27 protein-coding genes are annotated in these 26,186 nt (G+C 61.3%); 22 read left to right on the top strand and 5 right to left on the bottom strand.

Annotation, left to right across the window (positions count from 1 at the left end; genetic code table 11):
- Positions 1-3: 3 nt before the first annotated feature.
- Positions 4-786, bottom strand: a complete 783-nt coding sequence (locus tag PW947_RS00805; protein ID WP_299628776.1) for an IclR family transcriptional regulator — start codon at positions 784-786, stop codon at positions 4-6.
- A 265-nt stretch (positions 787-1,051) separates the two neighbouring features.
- Here PW947_RS00805 and PW947_RS00800 point away from each other — a divergent pair, with 265 nt between their 5' ends.
- Complete coding sequence (locus PW947_RS00800; RefSeq protein ID WP_299628774.1) at positions 1,052-2,425, top strand: MFS transporter; 1,374 nt, start codon at positions 1,052-1,054, stop codon at positions 2,423-2,425.
- A gap of 26 nt (positions 2,426-2,451) precedes the next feature.
- Positions 2,452-2,910 carry a type II 3-dehydroquinate dehydratase gene (locus PW947_RS00795; RefSeq protein ID WP_299628772.1) on the top strand — a complete coding sequence of 153 codons (459 nt, stop codon included), beginning with the start codon at positions 2,452-2,454 and terminating at the stop codon, positions 2,908-2,910.
- A gap of 60 nt (positions 2,911-2,970) precedes the next feature.
- Here the strand turns inward: PW947_RS00795 and PW947_RS00790 are convergent, their stop codons facing one another.
- Positions 2,971-4,215: a Zn-dependent hydrolase gene (locus PW947_RS00790; RefSeq protein ID WP_299629282.1), complete on the bottom strand. Its 1,245-nt coding sequence runs from the start codon at positions 4,213-4,215 to the stop codon at positions 2,971-2,973.
- Positions 4,216-4,354: 139 nt separating this feature from the next.
- A complete protein-coding gene (locus PW947_RS00785) occupies positions 4,355-5,746 on the bottom strand; it encodes a PLP-dependent aminotransferase family protein (protein WP_299628770.1) in 1,392 nt (463 codons plus the stop codon).
- A 384-nt stretch (positions 5,747-6,130) separates the two neighbouring features.
- Between PW947_RS00785 and PW947_RS00780 the strand changes: the two genes are divergently transcribed.
- The 8 genes from PW947_RS00780 (at position 6,131) to PW947_RS00745 (ending at position 13,147) form a co-directional block, all read left to right on the top strand.
- Positions 6,131-6,613 (top strand): MSMEG_0572/Sll0783 family nitrogen starvation response protein, encoded by a 483-nt coding sequence (locus tag PW947_RS00780; protein WP_299628768.1) that lies wholly within the window; start codon positions 6,131-6,133, stop codon positions 6,611-6,613.
- Positions 6,614-6,633: 20 nt separating this feature from the next.
- The gene (locus PW947_RS00775) at positions 6,634-7,656 is read left to right on the top strand and encodes a Nit6803 family nitrilase (RefSeq protein ID WP_299628766.1); all 1,023 of its coding nucleotides are present in this window, start codon (positions 6,634-6,636) and stop codon (positions 7,654-7,656) included.
- On the top strand, positions 7,607-8,719 hold the full coding sequence (locus PW947_RS00770; RefSeq protein ID WP_299628764.1) for an MSMEG_0568 family radical SAM protein: 1,113 nt from the start codon (positions 7,607-7,609) through the stop codon (positions 8,717-8,719). The genes PW947_RS00775 and PW947_RS00770 overlap by 50 nt, the downstream gene beginning before the upstream one ends.
- A 3-nt stretch (positions 8,720-8,722) precedes the next feature.
- A complete protein-coding gene (locus tag PW947_RS00765) occupies positions 8,723-9,283 on the top strand; it encodes an MSMEG_0567/Sll0786 family nitrogen starvation N-acetyltransferase (protein ID WP_299628762.1) in 561 nt (186 codons plus the stop codon).
- On the top strand, positions 9,280-10,275 hold the full coding sequence (locus tag PW947_RS00760) for a sll0787 family AIR synthase-like protein (protein ID WP_299628760.1): 996 nt from the start codon (positions 9,280-9,282) through the stop codon (positions 10,273-10,275). Before PW947_RS00765 ends, PW947_RS00760 begins: the two co-directional genes overlap by 4 nt.
- Entirely contained in the window at positions 10,272-11,486 is a 1,215-nt protein-coding gene (locus PW947_RS00755; RefSeq protein WP_299628758.1) for an MSMEG_0565 family glycosyltransferase, read from the top strand. Before PW947_RS00760 ends, PW947_RS00755 begins: the two co-directional genes overlap by 4 nt.
- The gene (locus PW947_RS00750; RefSeq protein WP_299628756.1) at positions 11,487-11,771 is read left to right on the top strand and encodes an MSMEG_0570 family nitrogen starvation response protein; all 285 of its coding nucleotides are present in this window, start codon (positions 11,487-11,489) and stop codon (positions 11,769-11,771) included.
- Positions 11,772-11,845: 74 nt separating this feature from the next.
- Positions 11,846-13,147, top strand: a complete 1,302-nt coding sequence (locus tag PW947_RS00745) for an MSMEG_0569 family flavin-dependent oxidoreductase (protein ID WP_299628754.1) — start codon at positions 11,846-11,848, stop codon at positions 13,145-13,147.
- Between the two features lie 33 nt (positions 13,148-13,180).
- Here the strand turns inward: PW947_RS00745 and PW947_RS00740 are convergent, their stop codons facing one another.
- Positions 13,181-15,085: an AAA family ATPase gene (locus tag PW947_RS00740; RefSeq protein ID WP_299628752.1), complete on the bottom strand. Its 1,905-nt coding sequence runs from the start codon at positions 15,083-15,085 to the stop codon at positions 13,181-13,183.
- Positions 15,086-15,566: 481 nt separating this feature from the next.
- On the opposite strand from PW947_RS00740, the gene PW947_RS00735 reads away from it, so the two are divergent.
- From PW947_RS00735 to PW947_RS00725, 3 genes are all read left to right on the top strand, one after another.
- The gene (locus PW947_RS00735; RefSeq protein ID WP_299628750.1) at positions 15,567-16,382 is read left to right on the top strand and encodes a hypothetical protein; all 816 of its coding nucleotides are present in this window, start codon (positions 15,567-15,569) and stop codon (positions 16,380-16,382) included.
- 120 nt (positions 16,383-16,502) lie between these two features.
- Positions 16,503-16,898: a chemotaxis response regulator CheY gene (gene cheY / locus PW947_RS00730; RefSeq protein WP_299629280.1), complete on the top strand. Its 396-nt coding sequence runs from the start codon at positions 16,503-16,505 to the stop codon at positions 16,896-16,898.
- 1 nt (position 16,899) lies between these two features.
- Positions 16,900-17,613: a protein phosphatase CheZ gene (locus PW947_RS00725; protein ID WP_299628748.1), complete on the top strand. Its 714-nt coding sequence runs from the start codon at positions 16,900-16,902 to the stop codon at positions 17,611-17,613.
- Positions 17,614-17,714: 101 nt separating this feature from the next.
- Here PW947_RS00725 and PW947_RS00720 read toward each other — a convergent pair whose 3' ends face one another.
- Positions 17,715-18,119 (bottom strand): helix-turn-helix domain-containing protein, encoded by a 405-nt coding sequence (locus PW947_RS00720; protein WP_299628746.1) that lies wholly within the window; start codon positions 18,117-18,119, stop codon positions 17,715-17,717.
- Positions 18,120-18,771: 652 nt separating this feature from the next.
- Between PW947_RS00720 and PW947_RS00715 the strand changes: the two genes are divergently transcribed.
- From PW947_RS00715 to PW947_RS00675, 9 genes are all read left to right on the top strand, one after another.
- A complete protein-coding gene (locus PW947_RS00715) occupies positions 18,772-19,428 on the top strand; it encodes a hypothetical protein (protein ID WP_299628744.1) in 657 nt (218 codons plus the stop codon).
- A gap of 54 nt (positions 19,429-19,482) precedes the next feature.
- A complete protein-coding gene (locus PW947_RS00710) occupies positions 19,483-20,901 on the top strand; it encodes a DUF1254 domain-containing protein (RefSeq protein ID WP_299628742.1) in 1,419 nt (472 codons plus the stop codon).
- Between the two features lie 149 nt (positions 20,902-21,050).
- Complete coding sequence (locus tag PW947_RS00705) at positions 21,051-21,476, top strand: YMGG-like glycine zipper-containing protein (protein ID WP_299629278.1); 426 nt, start codon at positions 21,051-21,053, stop codon at positions 21,474-21,476.
- A gap of 60 nt (positions 21,477-21,536) precedes the next feature.
- Positions 21,537-22,499 (top strand): transporter, encoded by a 963-nt coding sequence (locus PW947_RS00700; protein ID WP_299628740.1) that lies wholly within the window; start codon positions 21,537-21,539, stop codon positions 22,497-22,499.
- Positions 22,500-22,621: 122 nt separating this feature from the next.
- Positions 22,622-23,431 carry a DUF2092 domain-containing protein gene (locus tag PW947_RS00695; RefSeq protein ID WP_299628738.1) on the top strand — a complete coding sequence of 270 codons (810 nt, stop codon included), beginning with the start codon at positions 22,622-22,624 and terminating at the stop codon, positions 23,429-23,431.
- On the top strand, positions 23,428-24,189 hold the full coding sequence (locus PW947_RS00690) for a hypothetical protein (protein WP_299628736.1): 762 nt from the start codon (positions 23,428-23,430) through the stop codon (positions 24,187-24,189). Before PW947_RS00695 ends, PW947_RS00690 begins: the two co-directional genes overlap by 4 nt.
- A 79-nt stretch (positions 24,190-24,268) precedes the next feature.
- On the top strand, positions 24,269-24,718 hold the full coding sequence (locus PW947_RS00685) for a hypothetical protein (RefSeq protein WP_299628734.1): 450 nt from the start codon (positions 24,269-24,271) through the stop codon (positions 24,716-24,718).
- A 34-nt stretch (positions 24,719-24,752) separates the two neighbouring features.
- Positions 24,753-25,334 (top strand): copper-binding protein, encoded by a 582-nt coding sequence (locus tag PW947_RS00680; protein ID WP_299628732.1) that lies wholly within the window; start codon positions 24,753-24,755, stop codon positions 25,332-25,334.
- 4 nt (positions 25,335-25,338) lie between these two features.
- Positions 25,339-26,166: a MipA/OmpV family protein gene (locus PW947_RS00675; protein ID WP_299628730.1), complete on the top strand. Its 828-nt coding sequence runs from the start codon at positions 25,339-25,341 to the stop codon at positions 26,164-26,166.
- The last annotated feature ends 20 nt before the right edge of the window (positions 26,167-26,186 follow it).

Here is a 26,186-nt window from a genome sequence, read left to right as displayed (position 1 = left end):
GCCTCAACGACCGCGATTAAACAGCGGCGATGCGTGACTCGCAGCGGCGAGTTCGAGTGCTGCCGCAAGCAATGTCGAACCAAGGTTCGCGATGCGCTTCTCGTCGAGTCGAACAGCGGGTCCGGCAATGCTGATCACGCCCATTGCCGGATAGCCGCGACGTTGCACCGGCGCGGCCATTGCCGTCATGCCCGGCGCGAAGACTTCGTTGATGGTGGCATAACCGCGCGTGCGCGCCGCATGCACGAATGCAAGCAGGCCACCGATGGTAGTGGGCGCGTTCGGTCCGTATTGCTTCGGTTGTCCGAAACCCTGGCGCGACACCAGTTCCAATGCGCGTTCGTCGGTCATCGTCATCATCCACGCGTGGCCGGTAGCGCTGCATGACAGGATCGTATCCATCCCCATGTCCGGGTCGTAACGCAGCCCTTTAAGCGCGCCTTGCGCTTTAGCGACCCACGTTAGCCGGTCGCCATCGACGATGGCCAGACGCACCAGTTCTCCCGATGTTTCCGCGAGCCGGTCGAGAACAGTCTGCGCGATATCGACGATACCGGACGTCGCGAGAAAGCCCAGACCGAGTCCGACGAGTTTGGTGGTGAGCACGTAATCGCCGTGCTCGCGCAACTGCCGAACATAGCCGCATTGCTTGAGATCGACCAGCAGACGATGACACGCGCTACGCGGTATATCGAGTTCGTCGGCGATCTGCGCGAGCGGCGTGCCTTCCATTTGCGTTGCGAGAAACTCGAGAACGGCTAAGGTGCGTTCGGTCACGCCAGGCATTGGGGTCTCCGTTTTATCGTTGCGTGACGCCGGTTTCGCGCGTCACGAGCGCCGATCATTGCACATTGCGGGATGAAATTCCACCCTGGAACGGTGTCCCATGCACCGGTGATAAATTCCTTTCCACGGTGAGTGGCACTGCCGCGAAGCCCGAAAAATCGATGAGACGACTAAAAAAGCAAGCCAGGTGGAAATCAATGAGTTGCTAAGGCTCTTAGGGACTTCCCTGACATTGCAAACAGCTTTGAAAGGTTAAGGAGACGACATGACTCAGGATGCATTGCAGGGGAGCGGCGCGGCGATGCGCATGCGCGCCGTGACCGCCGCGGCAATCGGCACGGCGCTCGAATGGTTCGATTTCACGCTATACGGCGCATTGGCCGCGACGGTTTTGCCGAAGCTCTTTTTTCCAAAGATGGACCCGACGTCCGCGTTGCTGGCTTCGCTTGCGACCTTCGGCGTGGGCCTCGCCGCGCGTCCGCTCGGCGCTGTTATTTGCGGCCATCTCGGAGACAAACTCGGTCGCCGTAATCTGATGCTCGGCACGGTGACGGTGATGGGAATGTCGTCGATGCTGATGGGTTTGCTGCCTACTTACGCGAGCATCGGCGTATGGGCGCCGATGTTGCTGGTAATGCTGCGCATTCTGCAAGGCTTCGCGCTTGGCGGAGAATCGACGGGCGCGCAACTGATGGCCATCGAACACGCGAGTGCCGACCGGCGCGGCAAGTACTCGGGTCTGTTGGGTCTGTGCTCGCCGCTGAGCCAGATCATGGCGAACGGTGTACTGCTATTGCTGTCATCGACGATGTCGGCGAGTGCGTTCGACGAATACGGCTGGCGTATTCCGTTCGTGTTGAGTTTCGTGCTGGTGATTGTCGGCGTGTATATCCGGCTCAAGGTTAGCGAGACGCCGTCGTTCGTGGAGATGCGCAAGACGGAAGTGGTGCATGTCGGCAGTCCGCTGCGCGATGCACTGCGCCTGCACTGGCGCACGGTATTGCGCTGGATGCTGTTTTTCTGCGGCCCGGCGGCGATTTTCTATCTGATCGTGGTGTTTTCGCTGAGCTACATCACCAAGACGCTGGCGGTTCCAAAACAGACCGGATACCTGCTGCTGATGGGCGCGAATGTCTGTGCAATCGTCGGGGCATTGGCGGGCGGCATGTTGAGCGACAAGATCGGGCGCAAGAAAGCCCTTGCCATCGGTTCGATCGCCACGTTGCTGATGTTGTTCGTCTACTTCCAGATTCTCGACACTAAAGCCTTTATTCCGATGCTGGCAGCAATGGGGCTGTTCCTCGGCTTTACGCAATTCCAGAGTGGAATTCAGCCGGTCGCATTCGCCGAAGCATTTCCCACCAACGTTCGATACTCCGGCTCCGCACTCGCTTATACCGGCGCCAATCTGATCGCAGGCGGTCCGATGCCGGTGCTCGCAGTGTGGCTGTTCGCGGTGTGCAACGGTTCGCCGTGGGGTGTCGTGGCAGTGTGCGTCGGATTCAACCTGATCTCGCTGATCATGATCCTGACGGCGCGCGAAACGCGCGGTATCGATATGAATCGTACGGATTCGGCGGCTGCACTCGCCGGCGACGACGGCTTTACACCGGCCATGAATAACGGCCATCGCATGTGACGGACTCTGTAACCAGGCGAATGACAATGACTGATCTTGTGTATGTATTGAACGGTTCGAATCTGAACATGTTAGGCAAGCGTGAACCGCACCTGTATGGCACGACGACGCTCGCGCAGGTGCGCGAGCATGTCGAGGCGTTGGCGGTGAAGCTGGAGCTCGGCTGTGAATTCCGGCAGACCAACAGCGAAGCGACGATGGTGGACTGGTTGCAGGAAGCATTCGAACGCGACGCGGCCGTGATCATCAACCCGGCGGGTTTTTCGTTCGCGTCGGTGCCGGTGTTCGATGCGGTCAAGCTGATCCAGCGTCCGCTGATCGAATTGCATATCACCAACATCCACAAACGCGATGAAACGTACCGGCATTCACTGGTGTCGCGTGCCGCGATGGGTGTGATCTGCGGACTCGGTGTGAACGGCTATCTGGTCGCGATGCAGGCGATGGCGATGGCATTGCGCGGCAATTCACCGTTCGGCGCTTGACGAACGACCGCATGCGTAGCGTGTGCCGCGCGACGCATGCGGCTCTCCATTCAATCCGGCTTAGTGTTTGACCTGACCTGCGCGGGACAGCATCGCGTGCAGTAACACGTCCGCGCCACGCGACACGTCTTCCGGGAGTGCGTCTTCGGCTTCGTTATGGCTCAAGCCGTCGACGCATGGAATGAAGATCATCGCCGTAGGGCAGTACTTCGCGAGGTTGATCGCGTCGTGTCCGGCACCGCTGACGATGCGTTGATTGGGATAGCCCAACGCCTGAACCGCCTCGGCGACTGCGGTAATGCACGCAGGATCGAACGGCGTGGACGGGCTGATCCAGTGCGGCGAAATCTCGACACTCAAGCCGCGTTTCGCGGCAATCGCTTCAAAACGCTCGCACAGCAATGCGTGCATCGACGCGATCTGCGCGTCGTCGGGATGACGCAGATCAACCGTGAACGTCAAGTCTGCTGCAATCGTATTGCGCGATGCGTTCCTGATGTGCCACTCGCCAATCGTGACGAGTCCGCGCGGCGCAAAATCTTTAGCGAGGTGTTCGAGTGCCGATGCCATATCGGCACTCGCAAAGAGCGCGTCACGCCGATACTTCATCGGGGTCGTGCCCGCATGCGCAGCCTGACCACGCACCCGTACGTCGAGCCAGCGGATCGCCTGGCCGCCGGTCACCACACCGATTGGAATGCCGCTTTCTTCGAGTACCGGACCTTGTTCGATATGTGCCTCGAAATAAGCGTCGAAAGCGATGCCCGGCACCGCGCGTGCGCCGTCGTATCCGGTCGCGGAGAGCGCGTCGGCAACGGTGACGTTCGCGGCGTCGCGGGTTTGCAGTGCTGTTTCAAGCGGTATCGCGCCGGTGAAAGTGGCCGAGCCGAGCATGGCGGGCGTAAAGCGCGCACCTTCCTCGTTGGTCCACACCACGATCTCGATCGGCTTGCGCGTGCGGATGTTCGCATCGTTTAGCGTGCGGACCACTTCGAGCGCGGCCAGTACACCATATACGCCATCGAAGCGTCCGCCTTCGGGTTGGGTATCGAGGTGACTGCCGCTTGCGACAGCCGGCGCGTCGTCATCCAGACCCGCGCGCCGGGCGAACAGATTGCCGATCCGATCGACCGACACGGTCATCCCCGCCGCCACGCACCACTGCGAGAAAAGCGCGCGACCCGCCGCGTCTTCTTTGGTGAGCGCAAGCCGACGGCAACCGCCCGCCGGCGTGCCGCCCACTTTCGCCATCTCCATCAAACTTGCCCACAACCGTTGTCCATCAATTTTCAGCATCGCGCAGATTCCAGTGTTCGTGGCCGGCTTTCGTTATCGCCACGATGGTTCGTCGTGATGCCTTTATCCGAGATTCAAAACGATTAGTCCAATTTCTAATCCTTATCCCGAGTATAAATCTGGTGGATAGTGAGCGATGCGACCGCGCTTACATCATCGGCATATGCAGATGATGCGGATCGTCGAGCGTGTCGGCGACACGTTGCAGCGCATCGCGGCAATCGTCCCGGCTTTGTGGCCCACCAAGGCACACGCGGATCGCGTTCGGCGGATTACCGTCGGTGGAAAACGCTGCGCCTGCGACAGCGGCGATGCCCTGATTGCGCAATTGCAGCGCGAGTTCCGACGCGCTCCAGTCGCATTGTTGCGGGATCGGCAGCCACAAATGAAAGCCGTCGCGATGCGCGTCGTACTGCCAGCCGGACAGCACTTGCGTGGCGATATCCTGACGCGCATTCGCTTCCGCGCGAATGGCACGCAGCATGTCGGTAGCGGTGCCGTCGTTGATCCATTGCGTGGCGAGCAGCATCGTGTACGGATTCGGCATTACGGTCGTGGCCCGTAACGCACCCGCGATGCGCTGCGTTTGCCGCACGGTTGGCGCGCAAAGATAGGCGACGCGCAAGCCCGCACCGAAACTCTTCGACAGGCCCGTTACGTAGTAAGTCAATTCGGGGGCGAGTGCCGCTAAAGACATGGGTGCATCTTGCGGCAACATCGCATACGCATCGTCTTCGATGATCGGCACGCTATAACGCAACGCGATATCGGCGAGTGCTTCACGTCGCTGCACGGAGAGTGTCAGTGTGCTTGGATTCTGCAGCGTCGGATTGCAATAGAACGCACGCGGCGGTTCGGCTTTGCAGAGTGCTTCGAGTGCATGTGGCAATGGGCCTTCATCGTCGCGTGGGAGCGCCTGAAGTCGCACGCCAAGTTGCGATGCAATTGCCTTGATGCCGGGATATGCCAGACCATCGAGGCAGATCGTTTCGCCAGGACGCGCGAGTTGCGACACGAGTGCCACCAGTACGCTATGAATGCCGGGACACACGAGCGTGCGATCGTCTTCGCAGTCGGGCACACGCTGACGCAACCAGTTGCGACCCGCTGCGCGATCCGCTGGCCCACCGCCGAAATCCTGATAGCGCAGCAGGCGATACGGGTCGGCGTTGAGCAGCATGGTGGCCGACGACTCGCGCAAACGCGCGGCAAGTTCCGGTGGTTCGGGCGGCATGTTCATCGACATTTCGACGCTGCTGCCCGCCGTTAGCGGCAAGGTCGGCGTGCGGCCGCGCACGAAGGTGCCGCTGCCCGCACGCGCATCGAGCAGTCCGCGTTTGCGCGCTTCCGCATAGGCACGCGCCACGGTCGTGTAGTTCAGTTGCAATGCGCCGGCGAGATCGCGTAAGCCCGGCAAGCGATCGCGCGGACGCAAGCGGCCGCTTGCGACATCTTCTTCGATCAGATCGGGGATAACGAGGTACGCCGGCTTGCGGCTCTCTTCGAGCCGCTTGAGCCAGTGGTGCGTGAGCATGTCCATGATGACGGATCCGTTGCAGAACTTCATTTGACAGTACCACGCGCGATACGCCAAAAGTAATCACGATCGCATTCAAATGTGTGACTTGATTGCATTGATCGAATCAATGCACTCTTTCTGTGTGCGCGCACCGCACGGACGCGCGTCGTGCCCAAATTGCGTGCGCAATCCACGCGTTAGCGATCAATCGAATTTCGTCAAAACGGCCACCTGGTACGGCTTTACGAAAAATTTTCGGGCGTCGCGGACAAATTCGCTTTGCTTGATTGCAACTTGATTGCATTTTCCGGACCGGTGAATGGCATAGCCGTTGCGTTAATGCCATCACCGATCACCTGATTGATCGGCAACTCAATCAACTGATGCGATAAACCGGAGAGTGCCATGCCTGCAGTGAATCAACCCCTTCATAAGAGCGGCGATTATCTGGTTGACTACGAAGAGAAAGTCTTCGAAGACGTGAAGGCCGAACCGGGCGAGAAAGCACTGGTCACGTTCCACACGGTCGCGTTCGAAGGCTCGATCGGCTTCGTCAACCTGCTTCAGGCAACGCGTCTGAAGCGCAAAGGCTTCGACACATCGGTACTGCTTTACGGCCCGGGCGTCACGCTCGGTTTGCAGCGCGGCTTTCCGACGCTCGGCGACGAAGCATTTCCGGGTCACCTGAACTTCAACAAGCAACTGATCAAGTTTATGGAAGAAGGCGGCAAGGTGTATGCATGCCGCTTTGCATTGCAGGCGTTGTACGGTCACGGCGAGGCGTCGCTGATCGAAGGCATTCGTCCGATCAGTCCGCTCGACGTACTGGATATCCAGCTTCTCCATCGCAAGGACAACGCGCTGGTGATTCACACCTGGACTGTTTAAACCGAGTACGGAAAGCCATCATGTCCGATAAACGCGTCATTCGCGCCGCAGCGGTTCAGATCGCGCCCGACCTCGAACGTTCGGGCGGCACGCTCGACAAAGTCTGTGCCGCGATCGACGAAGCGGCCGGCAAGGGTGTGCAGCTGATCGTCTTTCCCGAGACCTTCGTGCCGTATTACCCGTACTTTTCGTTCGTGCGGCCGCCGGTTGCGTCCGGTGCGGACCATATGCGGCTCTACGACGAAGCCGTCGTCGTACCGGGCCCGGTCACGCATGCGGTGGCAGAGCGCGCGCGAATGCACGCGATGGTGGTCGTGCTCGGCATCAACGAGCGCGACCACGGCAGCCTGTACAACACGCAGTTGATCTTTGACGTCGATGGTCGCATGGTGCTGAAGCGCCGCAAGATCACGCCCACTTTCCATGAGCGGATGATCTGGGGGCAAGGCGATGCCGCCGGACTGAAGGTCGCGCAAACGGGCGTCGGACGGGTTGGCGCGCTGGCGTGCTGGGAACACTACAACCCGCTCGCGCGCTACGCATTGATGACGCAGCACGAGGAAATTCATTGTGCGCAATTCCCGGGATCGATGGTCGGGCCGATCTTCGCGGAGCAGATGGAAGTGACGATCCGGCATCACGCGCTGGAGTCGGGTTGCTTCGTGGTGAACTCGACGGGCTGGTTGACGGACGCGCAGATCGAATCGGTGACGCCAGACCCGAAATTGCAAAAAGCCCTTCGTGGAGGGTGTTTTACTGCAATCGTGTCGCCGGAAGGTCAGCATCTCGCCGAGCCGTTGCGCGAAGGCGAGGGCATGGTGATCGCCGACCTCGACATGTCGTTGATCACCAAACGCAAACGCATGATGGACTCGGTCGGTCACTACGCGCGGCCCGAATTGCTGCGCCTCGCCATCAACGACGCACCCGCGTTGCCCGTTACGTCGATGGTTCCCGCCGACGATGCTTTCCACGCCAATTCAGGAGCTTTCCATGAACGCACTCGAGAACCTGTCGGCGTCGAGCCGGCAATTGATGACTGAGTTGCAATCGACGGGACTGCGTCTCGTCGATCCGCACGCGGGTGCCGCGAGCCGTCGCGGCGGCGCGGGGCCATCGGATCATAAAGCCGTCACTGTGGACGGTGTGACGATCATGGTACCCGTGCATACGAGCACTGCATGGAGCTCGCCGTTCGTCGCCGCGCAACCGGACAACACCGGCACGAGCGCACTGATGCGCGGCACGATTCCGATCGCGAACATCAGCTTTCCGAAGCCACCACGCTTCTATGCATTGCAAACATTCGACGGCGTGCCTTACTCGCATATCGCCACCTTGCATAGCAAGGACGTACTGGCGACGACCGTGCTGCAAACCTGCATCCGTTACGAAAGCCGTCGCAAGTCATGCAAGTTTTGCGCGATCGGGCAGTCGCTCGCAGCGGGGCGCACGATTGCGCGCAAGACGCCCGAACAGCTCGCGGAAGTGGCGCGTGCCGCCGTGTTGCTCGACGGTGTCAAGCATATGGTCCTGACCACCGGTACGCCCGCCACGCCCGATCGCGGCGCGCAGATTCTGTGTGATAGCGCGTTCGCGATCAAGGCGGCGGTCGATCTGCCGATCCAGGCACAATGCGAACCGCCCGACGACGACCGCTGGTTCGAGCGGATGAAAGCAAGCGGTATCGACACGCTCGGCATGCATCTCGAAGTGGTAACGCCGGAAGTCCGGGAACGGGTGATGCCGGGCAAGGCAAGCGTGCCGCTCAGCCGCTATATGGAGGCCTTCAAGGCGGCCGTGGCGGTGTTCGGCAGGGGGCAGGTCAGCACCTACATTCTCGCGGGTTTAGGCGACTCCGCAGAGGCGATTGTCGATATGGCGCGCGAGCTGATCGATATCGGCGTCTATCCGTTCGTCGTGCCGTTCGTGCCGATCAGCGGCACGCCGCTCGAAGATCATCCGGCACCGTCGCCTGAATTCATGCGCTCGGTACTCGCGCCGATCGGTTCGATGCTCGGCGTCGCCGCAATGCGCTCGGCGGATATCAAGGCCGGTTGCGGCAAATGCGGTGCGTGTTCGTCGCTGTCGTCTTACGAGGAATAAGCCATGTTTTGCGACGCAATCGATACGTTGACGCTGGATGCCGTCTACAGTCCCAGCGAATTCCGCGTCAAATGGACGACGCTGCCGTGGGAAGCGAATGAAGCGTACAAGCTGCGCCGTGCGGTGTTTTGCGTCGAGCAGGGCATTTTCGTCGGCGACGATTACGACGATATCGATCCGCATGCGCATCTGCTCGTCGCACTGAGTTGTGTCGCGGGTATGCCGGAGCAGGTGGTCGGCACCGTGCGAATTCACGAAACGGCGCCGCGCGTATGGGTCGGCTCGCGACTCGCGGTGCATGCGGCGTTCCGCTCTTACGGAAAGATCGGTTCGACCTTGATTCGTCTCGCTGTCAGCAGCGCGCACGCGCTTGGTTGCGAGACCTTTCTCGCGCATGTGCAAAGTCAGAATGTGCCGCTTTTCAAGCGTCTTCGCTGGGATACGCTCGAACAGGAAGTGCTGTTCGGGCGTCCGCATCATCTGATGCGCGCGCAACTGGATGCGTATCCACCTTGCACGACTCCGCTAAGCGGTTTCGTGACGCCCGCGCGGAGGCCCGCATGAGTGGGTCCGAACTCGACGCGCTGGTGCAGACGCTCCGCGAAAGCCGCGGGTTCCAGCACAAGAACGATATTGCCGGTGTCGTGGCGTCGCTCGCGAGTCGCATGCCGCGCGGCGCCGACGATCTCGCGCAGGCTGTCGGTGTGGGCGACGATTGTGCGGCGATACCGGACGGTGACGGATATCTGCTGTTCGCTATCGAAGGCATGGTTGCGGATTTTGTGTCGGCGATGCCGTGGTTCGCGGGCTACAGCAGCGTGATGGTCAATGTCAGCGATATCTATGCAATGGGCGGCCGTCCGATCGCTGTCGTCGATGCACTGTGGAGCGACGGCATCGCCGCGGCGGATCAGGTGCTAGCGGGCATGGCGGCGGCGTCGGTTGCGTATCGTGTGCCGGTGGTCGGCGGACACAGCAACACGCGCAGCACGAGCTCGCAACTCGCGGTGGCGATCGTCGGACGGGCGAACGCGCTGTTGTCGAGTTTCGCCGCAAAACCCGGTGACCGGCTGCTGATGGCGGTGGATGTGCGCGGGCGTTTCGAAGATCCGCATCCGTTCTGGAATGCGTCGGTGGGCGCGCCTGCGGAACGCTTGCGCGACGATCTGGAGATGTTGCCGTTACTCGCGGAAAGCGGGTTATGCGATGCGGCAAAAGACATTAGCATGGCCGGCACGCTCGGCACTGCACTGATGCTGCTCGAATGTTCGAACGTGGGCGCACGCATTGACCTCGACGCGATTCCGCGTCCTGACGGCGTTGATTTCCAGCGCTGGTTGAGTGCGTTTCCGAGTTTCGGCTTTCTATTGTCGGTACGTGAGAAGCATGTCGATGAGGTAATCGCGCGATTCGCCGCGCGGTCGTTGTCATGTGCGGAGATCGGCACCGTCGACGCATCGCGGGAAGTCGTGGTTCGGCAACGCAATGAAGCCGCATTGCTGTGGGACTTTCGTGACGCGCCTTTTATCGGGGCGCCGGTGGGGCGGGCGACATGAGTGCGTCGAGCGAAACGCCGCTTCGTATCGCGCTATTCACGCATTCGATCAATCCGCGTGGCGGCGTCGTGCACACCTTGGAACTCGGCAAAGCGTTGCACGAGCAGGGTCATCGCGTGACGATTTTCGCCCCCGCCTCGACCGACGATGTGATGTTTCGGGAATCGCCTTGTCACGTCGTGCTGGCGCGAGTCACGGCGCCCGAACGCAATACCGTCGAGATGGTCAGCGCGCGAATCGAAGCGCTGAAGCGGGCAATGTTCGATGCGATCGGCGAAGCTAACGGCGATGCGTTCGATATCGTTCACGCGCAGGACAGCATTAGCGGCAATGCGTTAGCCGAGCTAAAACACGACGGTGCGATCCGTGGCTTCATACGAACGGTTCACCATCTCGATCACTTCGATAATCCGCAACTCGCGCATTGGCAACGACGTGCGTGGCGCGATGCGGATCGGGTGTTATGCGTCAGCGAAACGTGGACGCGAAAAATGCATGACGTACATGGCGTTTCTGCGCAGACGGTATCGAATGGCGTCGATGCGGCACGCTACGGTGCGATCGCGTCGGGCGATGGCATCGACACGCTCGACACCCTCGGCCTGAACGGTAAGCCTTTGGTGCTTGCAGTAGGCGGTGTCGAAGCGCGTAAGAATACGATCGTGCTGCTCGACGCTTTCGCGGAACTCCGTCGCGAGTATGGCGATGCGCAACTGGTGATTGCGGGCGGAGCGAGCCTGCTCGATCACAACGAATACGCACGACAGTTCGTCGCGCGAGCCGCCACGTTGGGCTTATCCATCGGCGCGAATCAACCGGTGCTCGTTACCGGCTCGCTCGACGACGCAGTAATGCCGTCGCTTTTCCAGTGCGCGGACGTGGTTGCAATGGTGTCGTTACGCGAAGGCTTCGGACTCGTCGTGCTGGAAGCGCTTGCGGCAGGAAAGCCCGTGGTGGCGTCGCGTATCGAGCCTTTCACAGAGTATCTGGACGACGATCTGTGCTATTGGGCCGATCCGCACGACGCGGGATCGATTACCGATGCGCTGACGTCGGCGTTGTCCGACGGCCGAATCGACTTCGATCATGCGGTTCCGGCTTTGCTGGGCCGCTTTAGCTGGTCCGCAAGCGCAACGCGGCATGTCGATCTTTATCGGGAATGGCTGACAAGCAACGTCGGCTGCCATAGCAATGTTATCGAGGAACTTTAAATGCCTGTCATGCACTTCCGGATCCAATGGCCCGACGGCACCGAGGCGAACTGCTATTCGCCGTCCACGGTGGTCAGCGATTTCTTTACGCCCGGTACGCGCTATCCCGTCGATGACTTTCTCGAACGCTCTCGCGAAGCGTTGCATATCGGCTCCGAACGCGTGCGCGAAAAATTTGGCTTTGCGTGCTCCGCCGCGATGGATCAACTGGCACAGATCGAACTCGACGCGAAGCGCTATAGCGAACAACCGGACGCAATGGTGACGGTTATCGAACTCGGTTGATTTACAAATTCAAAGGTTCACAGCGTCACGGATTCACGCCCGCGCCGACCAACGCATTGCATGGAGAATCGATCATGTCGAGCACAGACAAGCCAGATCATGAATCGCGCCCGCAAGACGGACACTATGGCGCGCTCGTTATCGGTGCTGGTCAGGCGGGACTCTCCGCCAGCTACTTTCTGAAGCAGGCCGGTATCGATCATCTCGTGTTCGAAAAAAATACCGTCACGCATACGTGGCGCAGTCAGCGCTGGGATGCGTTTTGTCTGGTGACGCCGAACTGGCAATGCGCATTGCCGGGTCATGCTTATGAAGGCGACGACCCGCATGGCTTTATGAAGAAAGACGAGATCATCGCGTATCTGGACGGCTTTATCGCGAAGCTCGATGCGCCGGTTATCGAGCACACCGCCGTGCATCGCGTGACGCGCGACTCACACGGCCGGTATGTGGTCGATACCGCGTCCGGAACGTTTACGGCGGATCACATGATTGTCGCATCGGGCGGCTATCACACGCCTATCGTGCCACGTATGGCGGAACGTCTGCCCGCGCATATCGTGCAGATTCAGTCGTCCGCCTATCGCAATCCCGACGCATTGCCGGAAGGCGCGGTGCTGGTAGTCGGCTCAGGGCAATCGGGCGCACAGATCGCGGAAGACCTGCATCTGGCCGGCAGAAAAGTCGTGCTTGCGGTGGGCGAGGCGCCACGCTGCGCGCGCTTTTATCGCGGGCGCGACGTGGTCGATTGGCTTGCGGAGATGCGCTATTACGACATGCCCGTCGAACAGCATCCGTTGCGCGAAGGCGTGCGTGACAATACCAATCACTACGTCACCGGTCGCGACGGCGGACGGGATATCGATTTGCGAAAATTCGCGCAGGAGGGGATGGCGCTATACGGACGTCTCGACGATCTACGCGATGGCGTATTGCACTTCAAGCCGAATCTCACCGCCAATCTCGACGACGCCGACGAAACCTATAACCGTATCAACGCAAGCATCGACAGCTTTATCGAAAGAAATGGCATCGATGCGCCGGCAGGTGAACGTTATGAACCGGTGTGGAATCCGCCGCATGAGCGCAGCACGCTCGCGCTCGATGCAAGTGGCATTACGTCGGTAGTCTGGTGCATCGGTTTTACGCCTGACTTCCACTGGCTCGATGCACCCGTCTTTAACGGGCGCGGCTATCCGGCGCATACGCGCGGCATCACCAACTTGCCGGGGCTCTACTTCGTTGGCTTGCCGTGGCTGCACACGTGGGGTTCCGGGCGCTTCTCCGGCGTTGCGCGCGATGCGCAATTCATCGTGGATGCAATCGTCGCGGCGCGCGTCAACGCGGCCGCGAGTGTCGAGTCGGTTGCCGCGTAGCGGGTGAGGTCCGCCACGCGTATTTAAGCGTGCTTAAGCGGCTACCGGTTCATGCGCGATCTTAAGCGCGCCGCGATGCTTTTTGATCAACCGGTACACGGTTTCGCCCGGCACCGTTTCCTGTTCGAGCAACTGATCGGCAATCGCCTTGAGCACCGGCGCGTATTCGTCGAGCAACTGGTAGCACTCGTCGTTCAATTCCTTGAGCAGCACGTTTGCATGCTCGATCGATGCTTTCATCTGCAAGCCCGCATGTTGCGCAGGCAATGCGGCAAGGCTGAACAGATTGCCGTCGCGGTTGAAGCCGAACTTCGAAACCATGTCGAGGCTGATCCGCGATGCTTCCTGCAAATCCTGAGCAGCGCCGCTCGACGCTTCCGAGAACGTAAGCAGTTCGGCATTGCGTCCGCCAAGCAACACCTGAATCTCGTTGCGCATTTCGGATTCGCGATACAGGTGCTTGTCCTGCATCTTCGTGATCAACGCAACACCGAGTGCGCCGCCGCGCGGCAGAATCGTGACTTCTTCCAGCACCCCGGTTTCCAGCAACGCGGCGACGAGCCCATGACCGGCTTCATGCACGGCAATACGCGTGCGCTCGTCTTCGTTTAGCGCACGCTCCGCGCCGCTGACATCGCCGATCCGCGCAATCTTGATCGCTTCGAGAAAGTGCTTCGATGCGACGATCGTATCGCCGGATTTTCGTGCGACCAGTCCGGCCTGATTCACGACCATCGACAGCGTAGCGGGCGACAGTCCGGTGGTCAGGCGTGCAAGCTGGTGATAGTCGACATCCTTCGCTTTCGATTTCAGCTTGTCGGCATAGAAGCGGAAAATCTTCGCGCGATCTTCGACATCGGGCAGACGCACTTGGACCGTGCGGTCGAAACGTCCCGGACGGCGCAATGCTTCGTCGAGGTTGTCAGGGTGATTGGTCGCCGCGACGATGATCACGCCTTCGTTCGATTCGAAGCCGTCCATTTCCGCCAGCAACTGGTTGATGATGCGGTTGCTCTCGGCCTCGACCGGTCCGCCACCGGTGTCGGTGCGCTTCGCGAGCCCGTCGGCTTCGTCGATAAAGATCACCGTGGGCGCATTCTTGCGCGCCAGTTCGAACAGATGTTTGACCTTCTGAATACCGACGCCGTAGTACTTCGCGCTGAAATAGCTGCCGGTAATCGAAATGAAGTTAGCGCCGCATTCGCCTGCGAGTGCTTGCGCGAGGCGCGTTTTACCGACGCCGGGTCCGCCGACCATCAAGATCCCGCAAGGTGCGCGCACACCCATTTCGGAGAACTGTTTCGGGTCCGTCAGATAGGACTGGATATCCGCCAGCGCGGCCTTCGCTTCGCCTGCGCCGATCACGTCGTCGAAACAGAATGCGGGCGATTTACTCAACAGTTTTGCGCCGCCTTTCATTTCGCGTCGCATGAACCAGAACAGTCCGCCGATCAGAAGCAGCGGGAACAGCAGACTGACGAGGTCGCGAATCCGTTCGAATAACGACATCCATTTCGAGCCGCTTGCAGGCAGATCGGTATTCGGCAACCATACGAGTTGATATGCGGCGCGCTTGTCCGCGCGCACATCGCCCAGCAGCAGCGCATGCGAAAACGTCGCGTTGCTGTCGGTGACGAAGTACTTCGAGCCGTCGCGCGTGGAAACCAGAATCGCGTTCGGACTGACACCGATCGCAGTCACTTTCGCGTCGCGCATGTCGCGCATCATGCCCGACGCGTCCTTTTCCTGATGGGTCCACGGCGTTGCGTCGCTGCGCATTTCGCTGGCAATGCCGGTCAATTCCGGCGCGACTTGCGCGTTGGCCTGCTCGTAATGCCACATCGCAAATCCACTCAATGCGATGACGGCCGTAGCGAGTACACCTACCGCTAGCGAGCGGCCGTGTCTGGCCCAAAACGTTTTCTTTCCCGGTTTCATCAGCGACTTCCAAAAGCAGGCCGGATCCCGGCCAAGATATGCGCGGACTCGGTGAGAACACTGGACCATGCGTCCCCTTTTTTACCGCTCCGTCGATGATGAAATTATCGGTGCGCGCATTGCATTTCTAAGCGACGGACAACATGGTTTTTGCCCGTCAATCCCGCGTTTTGAGTAGCGCATTTTTTACCTGGGTTTTGGCGTAATCGAGCGACAACCGAGGAACAGAATTCTTACGACGCATTTCTTTCGACCCCCGGCTAAAGATCGAGGCTGGAAAGCCGTTAAGCGAAGCATGGGCGCGAGACCAGAACTACCGCGCCGAGCCCTTCGAAGGGGCGACAGACGATGGCAAGCACGGCAGAGAAGGGTTGATGAATAGAACCCCCGCCGGACGCTGCCTGATACAAGGGGCATCATGGGGAATCGTTTTTCAACTACGCGATTTGTTGCGTACCTGTCGGCTTTCGTGGCGCTACTCGTGCTTCGGATTTCGCTTGCGCCAACCGGGCACTCGTCGCCGTGGCGCTTCTTTCTGAGCGTCGCCGTGCTCGCGAGCGGATACATGATTTACTTCGTCGCGTCGGAAGGACATTTGCGGCGCGGCATCGGCAGTGCACTCGCGACGCTGGCGCTGGCTTCCGTGGTCGCCGTATTTCCGCCGTTCGTGATTGCGCTCGCGCTGTGGCTGCTCTACAACGTGCTGTACGCGAAACGACTCATCACGCAACTGGTGCCTTATGCACTCGCGAGCGTGGTTCTCTACGCGTTGATCTTCCCGATGCCGGTTGCGCGATTCATCGGCGCGGAAGATCTCGCCGACGCGCCCGCAGGTTTCGCGTATCTGATCTTCGCCGTGACGTATTCGGCGTGGGCGTCGAAAGCACCGCTCAAAACCGGCATGTTCAAATTCGCGACGATGTTGCTGTCGTTGCCGATGCTGGGCGTGTTGCTGGCGTCGGTCGAGGCGCGCGGGCGTCAGGTGCCGGTATGGACTGCCGCATCGAGCGATCATCGGCGCGCGCGCGCTGCGCGGCGCACTCGCGAACGTGCGAATGTGCGCGACGATGTGAACGCGATTGCCTTTATGCGAGCGATGCCGGAAGTGGCACGCGAAGTACACGCCGCCGACGTCATCGACGTGTTGCCAGTCGAGATCGCAACGACCGGGCCGCACGCATTGACGATAGACAGCATGCTCTCGCCCGCGAGCGCGCGAAGCGGTAGCGCTTCCATCGCGCATGCGAGTGCGGGCAACACCGTGCAAGACGTAACTTTTTCCGTCAGGCCACGTTAGCGTTAACCGCGTGTAAGCGATTCTCGACGACGGTGTTGACACGCCAAGAGTAAAATCCGCGCTCCTTTGTTTTATAGCGCGAGCGTGCCCACCTCCTGGCGGGGCTCGAAGAAGTTGCAAGTGGACACGAAACTAAAGATTCTTGTAGTAGACGATTTTCCGACGATGCGGCAGATCATCATCAGCCTGTTGCGCCAGTTGGGTTTCAATAACATAGGCGAAGCAAGCGACGGCGCTGAAGCATTGCAGCATCTGAACGAAGGGCAATACGGTTTCGTGCTGAGCGACTGGAACATGCCCAATATGGACGGGCTGGCACTGCTGAAGGCAATTCGCGCGGACGATCAGTTGAAGTCGTTGCCGGTGTTGATGGTGACGGCGGAAGCCAAGAAAGAGAACGTCGTGGCAGCGGCGCAAGCGGGTGCGAACGGTTACATCGTCAAGCCTTTTACAGCAGAAACGTTAAGCGAGAAGATCACTCGCATCCTTCAAAAGGTCGCGCCGTCAGGAGGCTAATGTGAGCGATGTCAAGCAGACGTCCTTAGCAAAAGAAAGTGTGGAGCCGGAGAGCACGGAGCAATCCGCGTTGTCCGCGCCGGACGAAAACGAAGTGCTTGCCAAAGTGGCGCTTATTACGCGCTCGCTTTATGAATCGTTGCAGGCGCTCGGTCTGGATAGCGAAATTCGCGCAACGCTCGCAGCGGTGCCCGATCTCGCGAGTCGCCTCGAATATGTCGAGAAGGTCTCCGAAGATGCGGCCACGCGTACGCTCAATGCCGTGGACACGGCCCGTCCGGCACTCGATCAACTCGGCAAGCGCTCGGATGCACTGACGCAGCGCTGGGATGCGGTCGAGCACGACGGTTTTACGCGCGAATCGTTGGCGGGTTTGCTGACGGATACGCGGCGCTTCGTGCGGGCCATGCCGGATGAAACCGGCGCGGCGAACGCGCAGTTGACGGAAGTGCTGGTGGCGCAGAGCTTCCAGGATTTGACGGGACAGGTGTTGCGCAAAGTGTCGGAGCTGGTGCAGTCGCTCGAGCGTCAACTTGCGGATCTGTTGACCGATAGCGTGACGCCTGAACGTCGTGCGCTGTTCGCGCAGCGTGTCGCAACGGAATTCGCGGAAATCGCCGCACCTGTGGTCGTGGTCGCCGCGGAAGAGGATGCACCGGCTGTGGTGACCGATCAGGCCGAAGTCGACGATCTGTTGTCCAGTCTCGGTTTCTAAGGGCCCATCGTTCGACAATGCCGGCGCCAGGTTTCCTGGCGCCGGCATTTTTTATTGGGCGTGCATCGGGTCGCGCTAGTGTTTAACAAAGCTTAAAGAAACTACTTCGTCGATTTCGACAAACGGTCGCCGAGTCCGAGGTTGGTGACGATCTGCCACGTGTGAACCCGCGAATAGTGTGCACCGAAGCGTGTCGCGATCAGCTCGCGGACTCGCGCGTTGGTCCACGCGTCGGACGGATAGCCGTGCTCGCGGGCCGAGCCGCGCAACGCGGCGGCGAGCCACTGAAGCGCGGTGTCGTCAAGTGCAGATGCGCGTCCGCCCACGCTCATCTGCTTGAGCGCGTCGAGCCCGCCTTGATCGACGATCACCTTGTAGCGTCGTACGGTCTGCATCGACAACCTGAGCGCGTCGGCCACTTCGGCAACGCTCGCGCCATCCGCGAGCATCCGTCCGGCGGACATTCGGCGCACGACGCTCGGCAGTTCGTCTGTTCGAGGTGGCATGGTTTTACCCGTCAGTCTGTCGGACGACCAGGCCGATTTAACGGTGCGCAGCGAATCGATGCGTACCGGATTCGAAAGGCGAGGGGTAAGCGTTACTAATAAATGTTTTTTTCGAAAATGTGAATTTACGTCACTAAAAAAACGGACTTGATTTGAAAGCATCCGTGAACTATGGCGTGGCGCCGTGTCGTCGTATCGTGTGTCGATTCGGGAAATAATCAAATTCGCCGTTGCGATCCTTTCTGCGCGATGACGGTTCGCTTGATTTTTGTTTGTATGTTATCTATCGTCTGTAATGTTCTGTAATCGTCTGTTTGAAACGACGATATTTGCTGCGACCCAATCCGGTCGCGCCCCTTGAAACCGAACGAAACCTGTTCGTGTCGGCCGTCTCGCTAAAGCGACACGGCTACGGGACAGTCGCGTCATCACGTGACTCGCATCAATCGTTTCACCGTTGGTCCATGCGCCTGAATGAGGATTGTCCGTTTGAATATGGCGGGAGAGTGACGTGCTCAGAGTGGTTTTAATTAAGCAGACGATTATCAGTGCCGTGTTGACATCGATAATTTACGAGAATGCGCATGCGCAGAGTGCCGCTGAAAATGCCAATAAAAGTAATAACCCGTTGAATCTCGCTGCATCATTTAATGTGCAGAATTATTTCGTTCCGGACGTATTCGGCGCGAGCGCGCACACCAACGATTTCCTGTTGCGACCGACCATTCCGGTCGGTCCGGGCCTCGTGCCGGTGCCGCAAATCGTGCGGGGCACGTTGCCGGTGAGCACGCGGCCCGATCCGGCCGGCGGTTACACGACCGGGCTCGGCGACATCAACCTGTTCGATATTTTCCTGTTGAGCGACAGTGGCACGCAGATCGGCATCGGTCCGCTGGTGACGCTCCCCACCGCGACCGATCCCGCGCTGGGTACGGGCAAGTGGCAGGCCGGCCTCGCGGCCGTGCTGGTCAACGCGAACAAGGCGCGGTTGATCGGCGCGCTGGTGCAATGGCAACACTCGTTTGCGGGGCAAAGCAGCCGCCCCACCGTGCAGTCGTTGACGGCGCAACCGTTCGGCATCTTCAACCTGCCCGACGGCTGGTACATCCGTTCGACCGGCATCTGGACCTTCGATCTGCAACGCGGCAATTACTACATTCCCGTCGGGCTCGGCGCAGGCAAGGCATGGAAGGGCGGTTCGACGATCTACAACGCGTTTATCGAACCGCAGTATTCGGTCGCGCATTCCGGTGCGGGCGTGCCGCGCTGGCAGATTTTCGCTGGGCTGAACATGACGTTCGGCAAATAACGTCATGCCACCGCGAGCGTAGGGACATCCACGCTGCATTCGGGAGCGCTACTCATGAATTTCCGCATCGCCACCTGTGCCGTCTCGCTGCTGCTGGGCACCGTCGTGTACCACGCTACTCCACCGTTGCTCGCACAAACGGCTAGCGGCGCTGCGCCGGATGCGATCGCCGCGACGCCCGACGAAGCGCGCGGCATCGCGAAAGACGCGTTTATCTACGCGTATCCGATGCTGTTCAACTACAAGACGCTCTACGAGCAGGTGGTCGATTCGAAGTCGAAATCGTATGTGGGCGGCTTTGGCAAATTCCGCCATTACTCGCAGCCGTACGGCCCGGAAAACAAGGAAATCGTCACGCCGAACAACGACACGCCGTATTCGTGGGCGTGGCTCGATTTGCGGCGCGAACCGTGGGTATTGAGCGTGCCGGCGATCAAGGACAAGCGCTACTACGTGATGCAATGGATCGATCTGTTCACGTACAACTTCGCGTATGTCGGTTCGCGTTCGACCGGTGACGGCGCGGGTCATTACCTGTTCGCCGGACCGCACTGGCACGGCGAGACGCCGAAGGGCATCGACAAGGTATTCCGGTCCGAAACCGACCTGATCGTGACCTTGGGACGCACCGCGCTCGACGGACAATCCGACGTCAGGAACGTGCAGGCAATCCAAAAAGGCTACAGGTTGCAGCCTTTGTCGGCGTACGCCCATCGCGCGCCGCCTGCTGCGTTGCCGCCGCTGCATTTTCCGAAGTGGGACGAAGCGCGCGCAACGTCGATCGACTTCATCGGATATCTGAATTTCCTGTTGCAGTTTGCGCAACCGCCGGTGCCGTCGGAGACGGAATTGATGCAGCGCTTCGCGAAGATCGGCATTGCGCCGGGCAAGCCGTTCGATGCGGCGGCGCTGTCGCCGGCGCAGCGTGAAGCGCTCGAAGGCGGGGTCGCCGATGCAAAGGCGGCGCTCGCCGAAGCGGTCAAGCACACCACCAGTTCATACGATCTGTTCGGCTCGCGGCAAGACCTGAAAGACAACTATCTGACGCGCGCGGTTGCGGCGGCGATGGGCATTTACGGCAACACGAAAGACGAGGCGGTCTATGTCGGGACGCGCGTCGATGCGCAGCACCAGCCACTGACCGGCGCGCAGTCGTACGTGATTCACTTCGACAAGAAAGACCTGCCGCCCGCGAAATTCTTCTGGTCGATGACGATGTACGACTTGCCCGCGCGTCATCTGGTAGCCAATCCGATCAACCGGTATTCGATCGGCGACCGGACCAGGGGCCTCAAATATGCCGCCGACGGATCGCTCGATATCTACGTGCAGCACGCGTCGCCGGGCGCGGACAAAGTGTCGAACTGGTTGCCCGCACCCGAAGGCGCTTACGACGTGATCGCGCGTATCTATGGGCCGGAACCGTCGGTATTCGATGGGTCGTGGCATTTTCCCGAGCCGCAGAAACGGTGACATCCCGTGGCGCGTGGGTCGGTTTGGTTGTGCGCGGTTTCACTCAGTCGCGCTGAGCCGCACCGGACGCATTCAGCGAGCCGCTTTTCAGAGGAGTACCCGAAATGTTGCGCAAGATTCTGGTGATTGGATTGGCGGGCGTCGGCGTGATGGGTGTGCCCGGCGGCATCGCGTGGGCGCAAAAGCCCGCGATTTATCCGTCCCACGGACAAAGCCCGGAGCGCCAGGCGTCCGACGACGGCGCGTGCTACGCGTGGGCGAAGCAGAACACCGGCGTCGATCCGGCGGTGGTCGCCGCGGCGCCGCCACCGCCGATGGGACCGACCGGCGCACGCGTCGGCGGTGCGGCTCGCGGCGCGGCGGCGGGCGCGATTATCGGCGACGTGAGCCACAACGATGCGGGTCACGGCGCGGCGGTCGGCGCCACGGCGGGCGCGCTGGCGGGCGGCGCGCGCAGCCGCAGGCAACACGCCGCGCAGGCGGAATCGGCGCAGGTCAGCCAGCAATCGACGATGAACCTCTATTGGCGCGCGTACGGCGCGTGCATGCAGGGCAAAGGGTATTCGGTGCAATAACGATCAATCGCGGGCGTGAAGGCCGCAGGGCCGCGTCAGCGAAATCCGATGGAGGGCGTCGTGGGCAAAGCGAATCGCAGGGTGCAGGCGTCGGTGGTGGGCGGCGCGGTATGGGGCGGCGTCGTCCTGATTGCCGTGCCGCAACTGGCAGCGGCGACGGAAGGCGGCGTCGGCAGGCCGATCACCGGTCAGCAGGCGATGCCGTACGGCGGGATCGTGCCGCCCACTTCGGACTGGATCGCGTCGTTCTCGACGATCTATTACCAGGGGTCGATCGGCGCGTCGAAAGTGCTGCCGGTGGCGGGACGCGTGACCGCAGGTCTGAACGAGCAGGTGGTCTACAACATCGCGAATCTGGTGAGGACCTGGGGCATCACGGCGGGCGGCTGGAATTTCGCATCGAGTTTCGGCGTGCCGGTGCAATACACCAACGCGTCGAGTTTCAATGGTCTGCTGCGGGACGATCACGGCATCCAGTTCGCCGATATTTTCTTCTCGCCGGTCGTGGCCGGTTATCACTTTTCGAAAACCGATCACGTTGCGTTGAGCGTGCAGATCTACGCGCCGACCGGCGCATACAGCAGCGGCCGTCTCGCCAACGCGGGGCAGAACACGTGGACGTTCACGCCGACCATCGCGTTTACACACCTGATTCCGTCGCAGGGAATCGAGTTGACGCTGAACTACGGGCTCGAGTTCTACACCGCGAACGACAAGACGCAATACCACAACGCACCGGTCAGCGTGCTCGATCTGCTGGCGCTGAAGCGCTTTACGAACGGTTGGGGCGTCGGTGTGGTCGGTGGGTATATCCAGCAGATCAGCGAAGATTCGGGCGGCATCGCCGACGTCACCGGCGGCGCGAAAGGGCACTCGGTCGGCATCGGACCGATGGTCACGTGGTCCGGCAAGATCAGCAAGACGCCGGTGTCGGCGGCGCTGCGATGGGTCAACGAATTCGAAGCGAGCCGTCGTCCGAAAGGCAATGCGGTGCAGTTATCGATCAGCGCGACATTCGAGTGACGGGAGACGCCGTGAAGCCATTTTCACCGTATTGGCCGTGTTCGCCGTGTTCTCCGGATGACCGCAGACGCCGGGGCGCGTGGCGGCTCGCGTCCGCGATTCGCGCATCTGGGAGACTGGCCGTGACGTTGGCAGTCGCGTCGGGTGCGTTCTGCGCCACCGATGCGATCGCGCAGACGGCGGCGCCGGCGGTCGGCGCGGCATCGTCGGCGATGGCTGCGTCGGCGACACCCGCGACACCCGCGCCCGAACGGCAAAAGCAGGCGCTCGATGCGTTAAATGCGATGGGCGTCTATCTGCGCTCGATGGCGCGCTTCGAAGTCGATGCGAACAGCGCCACCGACGCGGTGCTCGACAGCGGACAGACCGTCAGCTTCCTGCACCGGACCGTGCTGAAAGTCGCGCGGCCCGATCGTCTGCACGCGGAAATCTACGGCGCGCGCGGCGCGCGAGGCCTGGTGTACGACGGTCGCGCGTTCACGATCTTCAATACCGGCAATCGCTATTACTCGAGAAATCCGGCACCGCCGACACTCGACGGACTGGTTCGCGAACTATCGACCGTCTACAACATCGAGGTGCCGCTGGCCGATCTGTTCTATTGGGGCAACGGCAAGGTCGACGATGCGGCGTTGACGTCGGCGCTGTTTATCGGCCTCGAAAAAATCGACTCACGCTGGTGCAATCACTACGCGTTCCAGCAGAACGGCGTGGACTGGGAACTGTGGTTGCAAAGCGGCACGCATCCGTTGCCGTGCCGGATGGCGATCGTGGATACGACACAGGACGCGCGACCGCGCCATGTCGTCACGTATCACTGGAAGGTGAATCCGGATTTCGCGGCTTCGACGTTCTCCTATCGCCCGCCCGCGGATGCGCATGCGGTTCCGATGCGGCCCGTGGCGCAGTCGCCGTATCAGCAGGGGGAATGATGAAGCGAGTCAACAGAATCGCGGTGGCGGGCATGGTCGGCGCGTTGCTGGTCGTATCGACCGATGCCGATGCATTCGGCTTTCGTGGCGGCGCGCGTACTAGCGTGCACGGCGCGGGCGGCGGCGGTGGCGGGTTTCGCGGCGGCGGCGGAGGCGGCGGCCCGCAAGGCTTTCGCGGCGGTGGCGGTGGCGTCGGCGGCGCGCAGGGCGGGCAGCATCCGGGCGGTTTTTCCGGCGGCGCGCCGGGCGGCAGTCATGGCGGCGCACCGGGCTCGGTAGGACATAGCAACGGATCGGGCGGTGGCGGTGGCGGTGGCGGCGATCACAGCCACGATGGCGGTGGCGGTGGCAGTCATAACGGCGGTGGTGGTCAGAACGGCGGTGGTGGCGGCAGTCACAACGGCGGAGGCGACCACAACGGCGGAGGCGACCACAACGGCGGCGACGATCACCACGGCGGCGACGACCACCACGGCGGCGACGATCATCACGACGACGGTCACCACGACGACCATCACGACGACGATCACCATCACCACGACGACGACCACGGCTGGTACGTCGATCCGGTCGCGGTCGGCGTGGCGGTCGGTGTGACGACGGCGGTGGTGATCGGCTCGACGGTCGCGATGCTGCCGACAGGCTGTTCGAGCATCGTCGTCAACGGCGTCGCGTACCAGCAATGCGGCACGTACTGGTACATGCCGCAATACGTCGGCACGACGGTGCAGTACGTCGTCGTGTCGCCGCCGCGTTGATGCAACACCCAGTTCAGGACGGCCGGAAACCAGCGGACGGCACAGGCCGCCGCATCGTTCACTCACCGGGAGAACGCAAATGGACGAACAATTGACAGCGCGACTGACCGGATTGCTTCTGCATGCAGCAAGAAGCCGGCACGTGCTGCCGTACACCCGCTTTCACGCGATCTTTCCACGCACGATGGCGCTCACGCATCGTTACGCGCTGCTCGACGCGGTGCTCGAACACCTGCCGGGGGGACACGACGCCGATTACGGCGCGTTGCTGTCGCGCGATAACGGCTTGCCGGGGCCGGAATTCTTCCGGCGTTTCAAGCGGCATCATCTGGCCGAATACACGGCGATTGCCGGCGATCCGCGCTACCGCAACGCAAGCCTGAAAGAGCAACGGTTGCTGGTGGATATCGCGCGCACGCGCGTCTACGAACAGGCGGCGCGACATGCGCCCGACACGCCGCCGGAACGGCATCACAACGACATCGAACATGCGGCGGGCAAGCGCCTCGTCGCGCAGGCGGGCCGCTGACCGGCACGCTACACCCGACGCACTGGAGAAACGCATGAACCGATTCGACACCGTAAAACGCGCGATCGTCGGGGTGACCGTCGCGACCAGCTTGAGTCTCGCGAGCATCCCCGGCGCGCACGCACAGCAACCGCTCGCGCGAGCGATGCTGATGCACATCCAGGCGCAGATCGTCGGCGTCGATGCCGCGACCAACAGCGTCACGCTACGCGGTCCGCGCGGCAATGTCGCGGTGATGGAAGTGCGGCCGGAAGTCGCCGACGTATCGAAGCTGCGCGTCGGCGATACCGTCGATATCGCGTATCAGAACGCGATTCTCGTGCGCGCGGAGAAGATCCAGACGAGCGGCATCCGTTCGCGTGTCGAAACCGAAGTGACGCGGCCCGCGTCCGACGGTGTGGTGACGACGGCACGCAAGGTCGAAGTGGTCGCGACGGTGCAGAAGATCGACCGCAAACATCACAAGGTGACGCTGCGCGGGCCCGATCGCACCGAGGAATTCGACGTCGTGCCGGACGTGTCGCTCGACGGGCTGAAAGTCGGCGATTCGATCAACGCGGTGTTCCTTGCCGCCGCAGCCGCCGCCGTGACGCGCGATGGCGTCGAAGTGAAGTGACGCGATGAAACCGTCCACGCGAAGGGTGCGCCGTGGCGCGGGCATCGTGCTGATAGCGGGATGCGGTCTCGCGACACACGTGGCGTCGGCCGCGACCGTCGATCTGCCGACGACGCTGCCGAATCTGGTCGGCGGCGGGATCGGCTCGACGTCCAGTTACGCGGGCGCGTCGGACCGGATGCTGGGCGCGGTGCCGGGCATGCGCTACGTCACGTCGACCGGTCATCTGCTCGAATGGTACGGGCCGTATGTGCAGTACGACTTCGGCGCGCTGACCGGACTGCAATGGGGCCCGGCGCTGTCGTTGCGGCTCGGGCGCAAGCATGTGGACGATCCCGTCGTCTCGCAGATTCACGACGTCAGCACGACCGTCGAAGGCGGCGGCTACGTCGGCTACGAATACGATCATGGCGGCGCGTTGCCGTTCCGGCTGCGCGCGGCGCTGACCGTGTTGACCAACGCGGGCGCGGTGTATACGGGCGCGCATGTCGCGCTGAACGGCAGCGCATGGGTGCCGCTCGGCATGCGCGTGTTCGCCGGTGCGGGACTCGGCGCAACCTGGGTCAGCAGCGGTTTCAACCAGACCTACTTCGGCGTCACCGCCGACGATTCCGCGCGTAGCGGACTGCCCGCGTTCAGCCCCGGCGGCGGGCTCGAACAGGTGACGAGCTGGCTGGCGCTCGTGTACCGGATCGACCGCAGCTGGTTCGGCGGTGCGATGATCTACTACCAGCGTCTGACGGGCGCCGCCGCCGACAGTCCGATCGTGTCTCAGCGCGGTACGCGCAACCAGATCACGTATGGCGTCGGCATCGCTTACGCGTTTCGCTAGGCGTGCGGCGTGCGATGTTC

This window comes from Paraburkholderia sp., from assembly GCF_028283785.1.
GTDB lineage: Bacteria > Pseudomonadota > Gammaproteobacteria > Burkholderiales > Burkholderiaceae > Paraburkholderia.
This window is presented reverse-complemented; position numbering and strand designations above follow the sequence as displayed.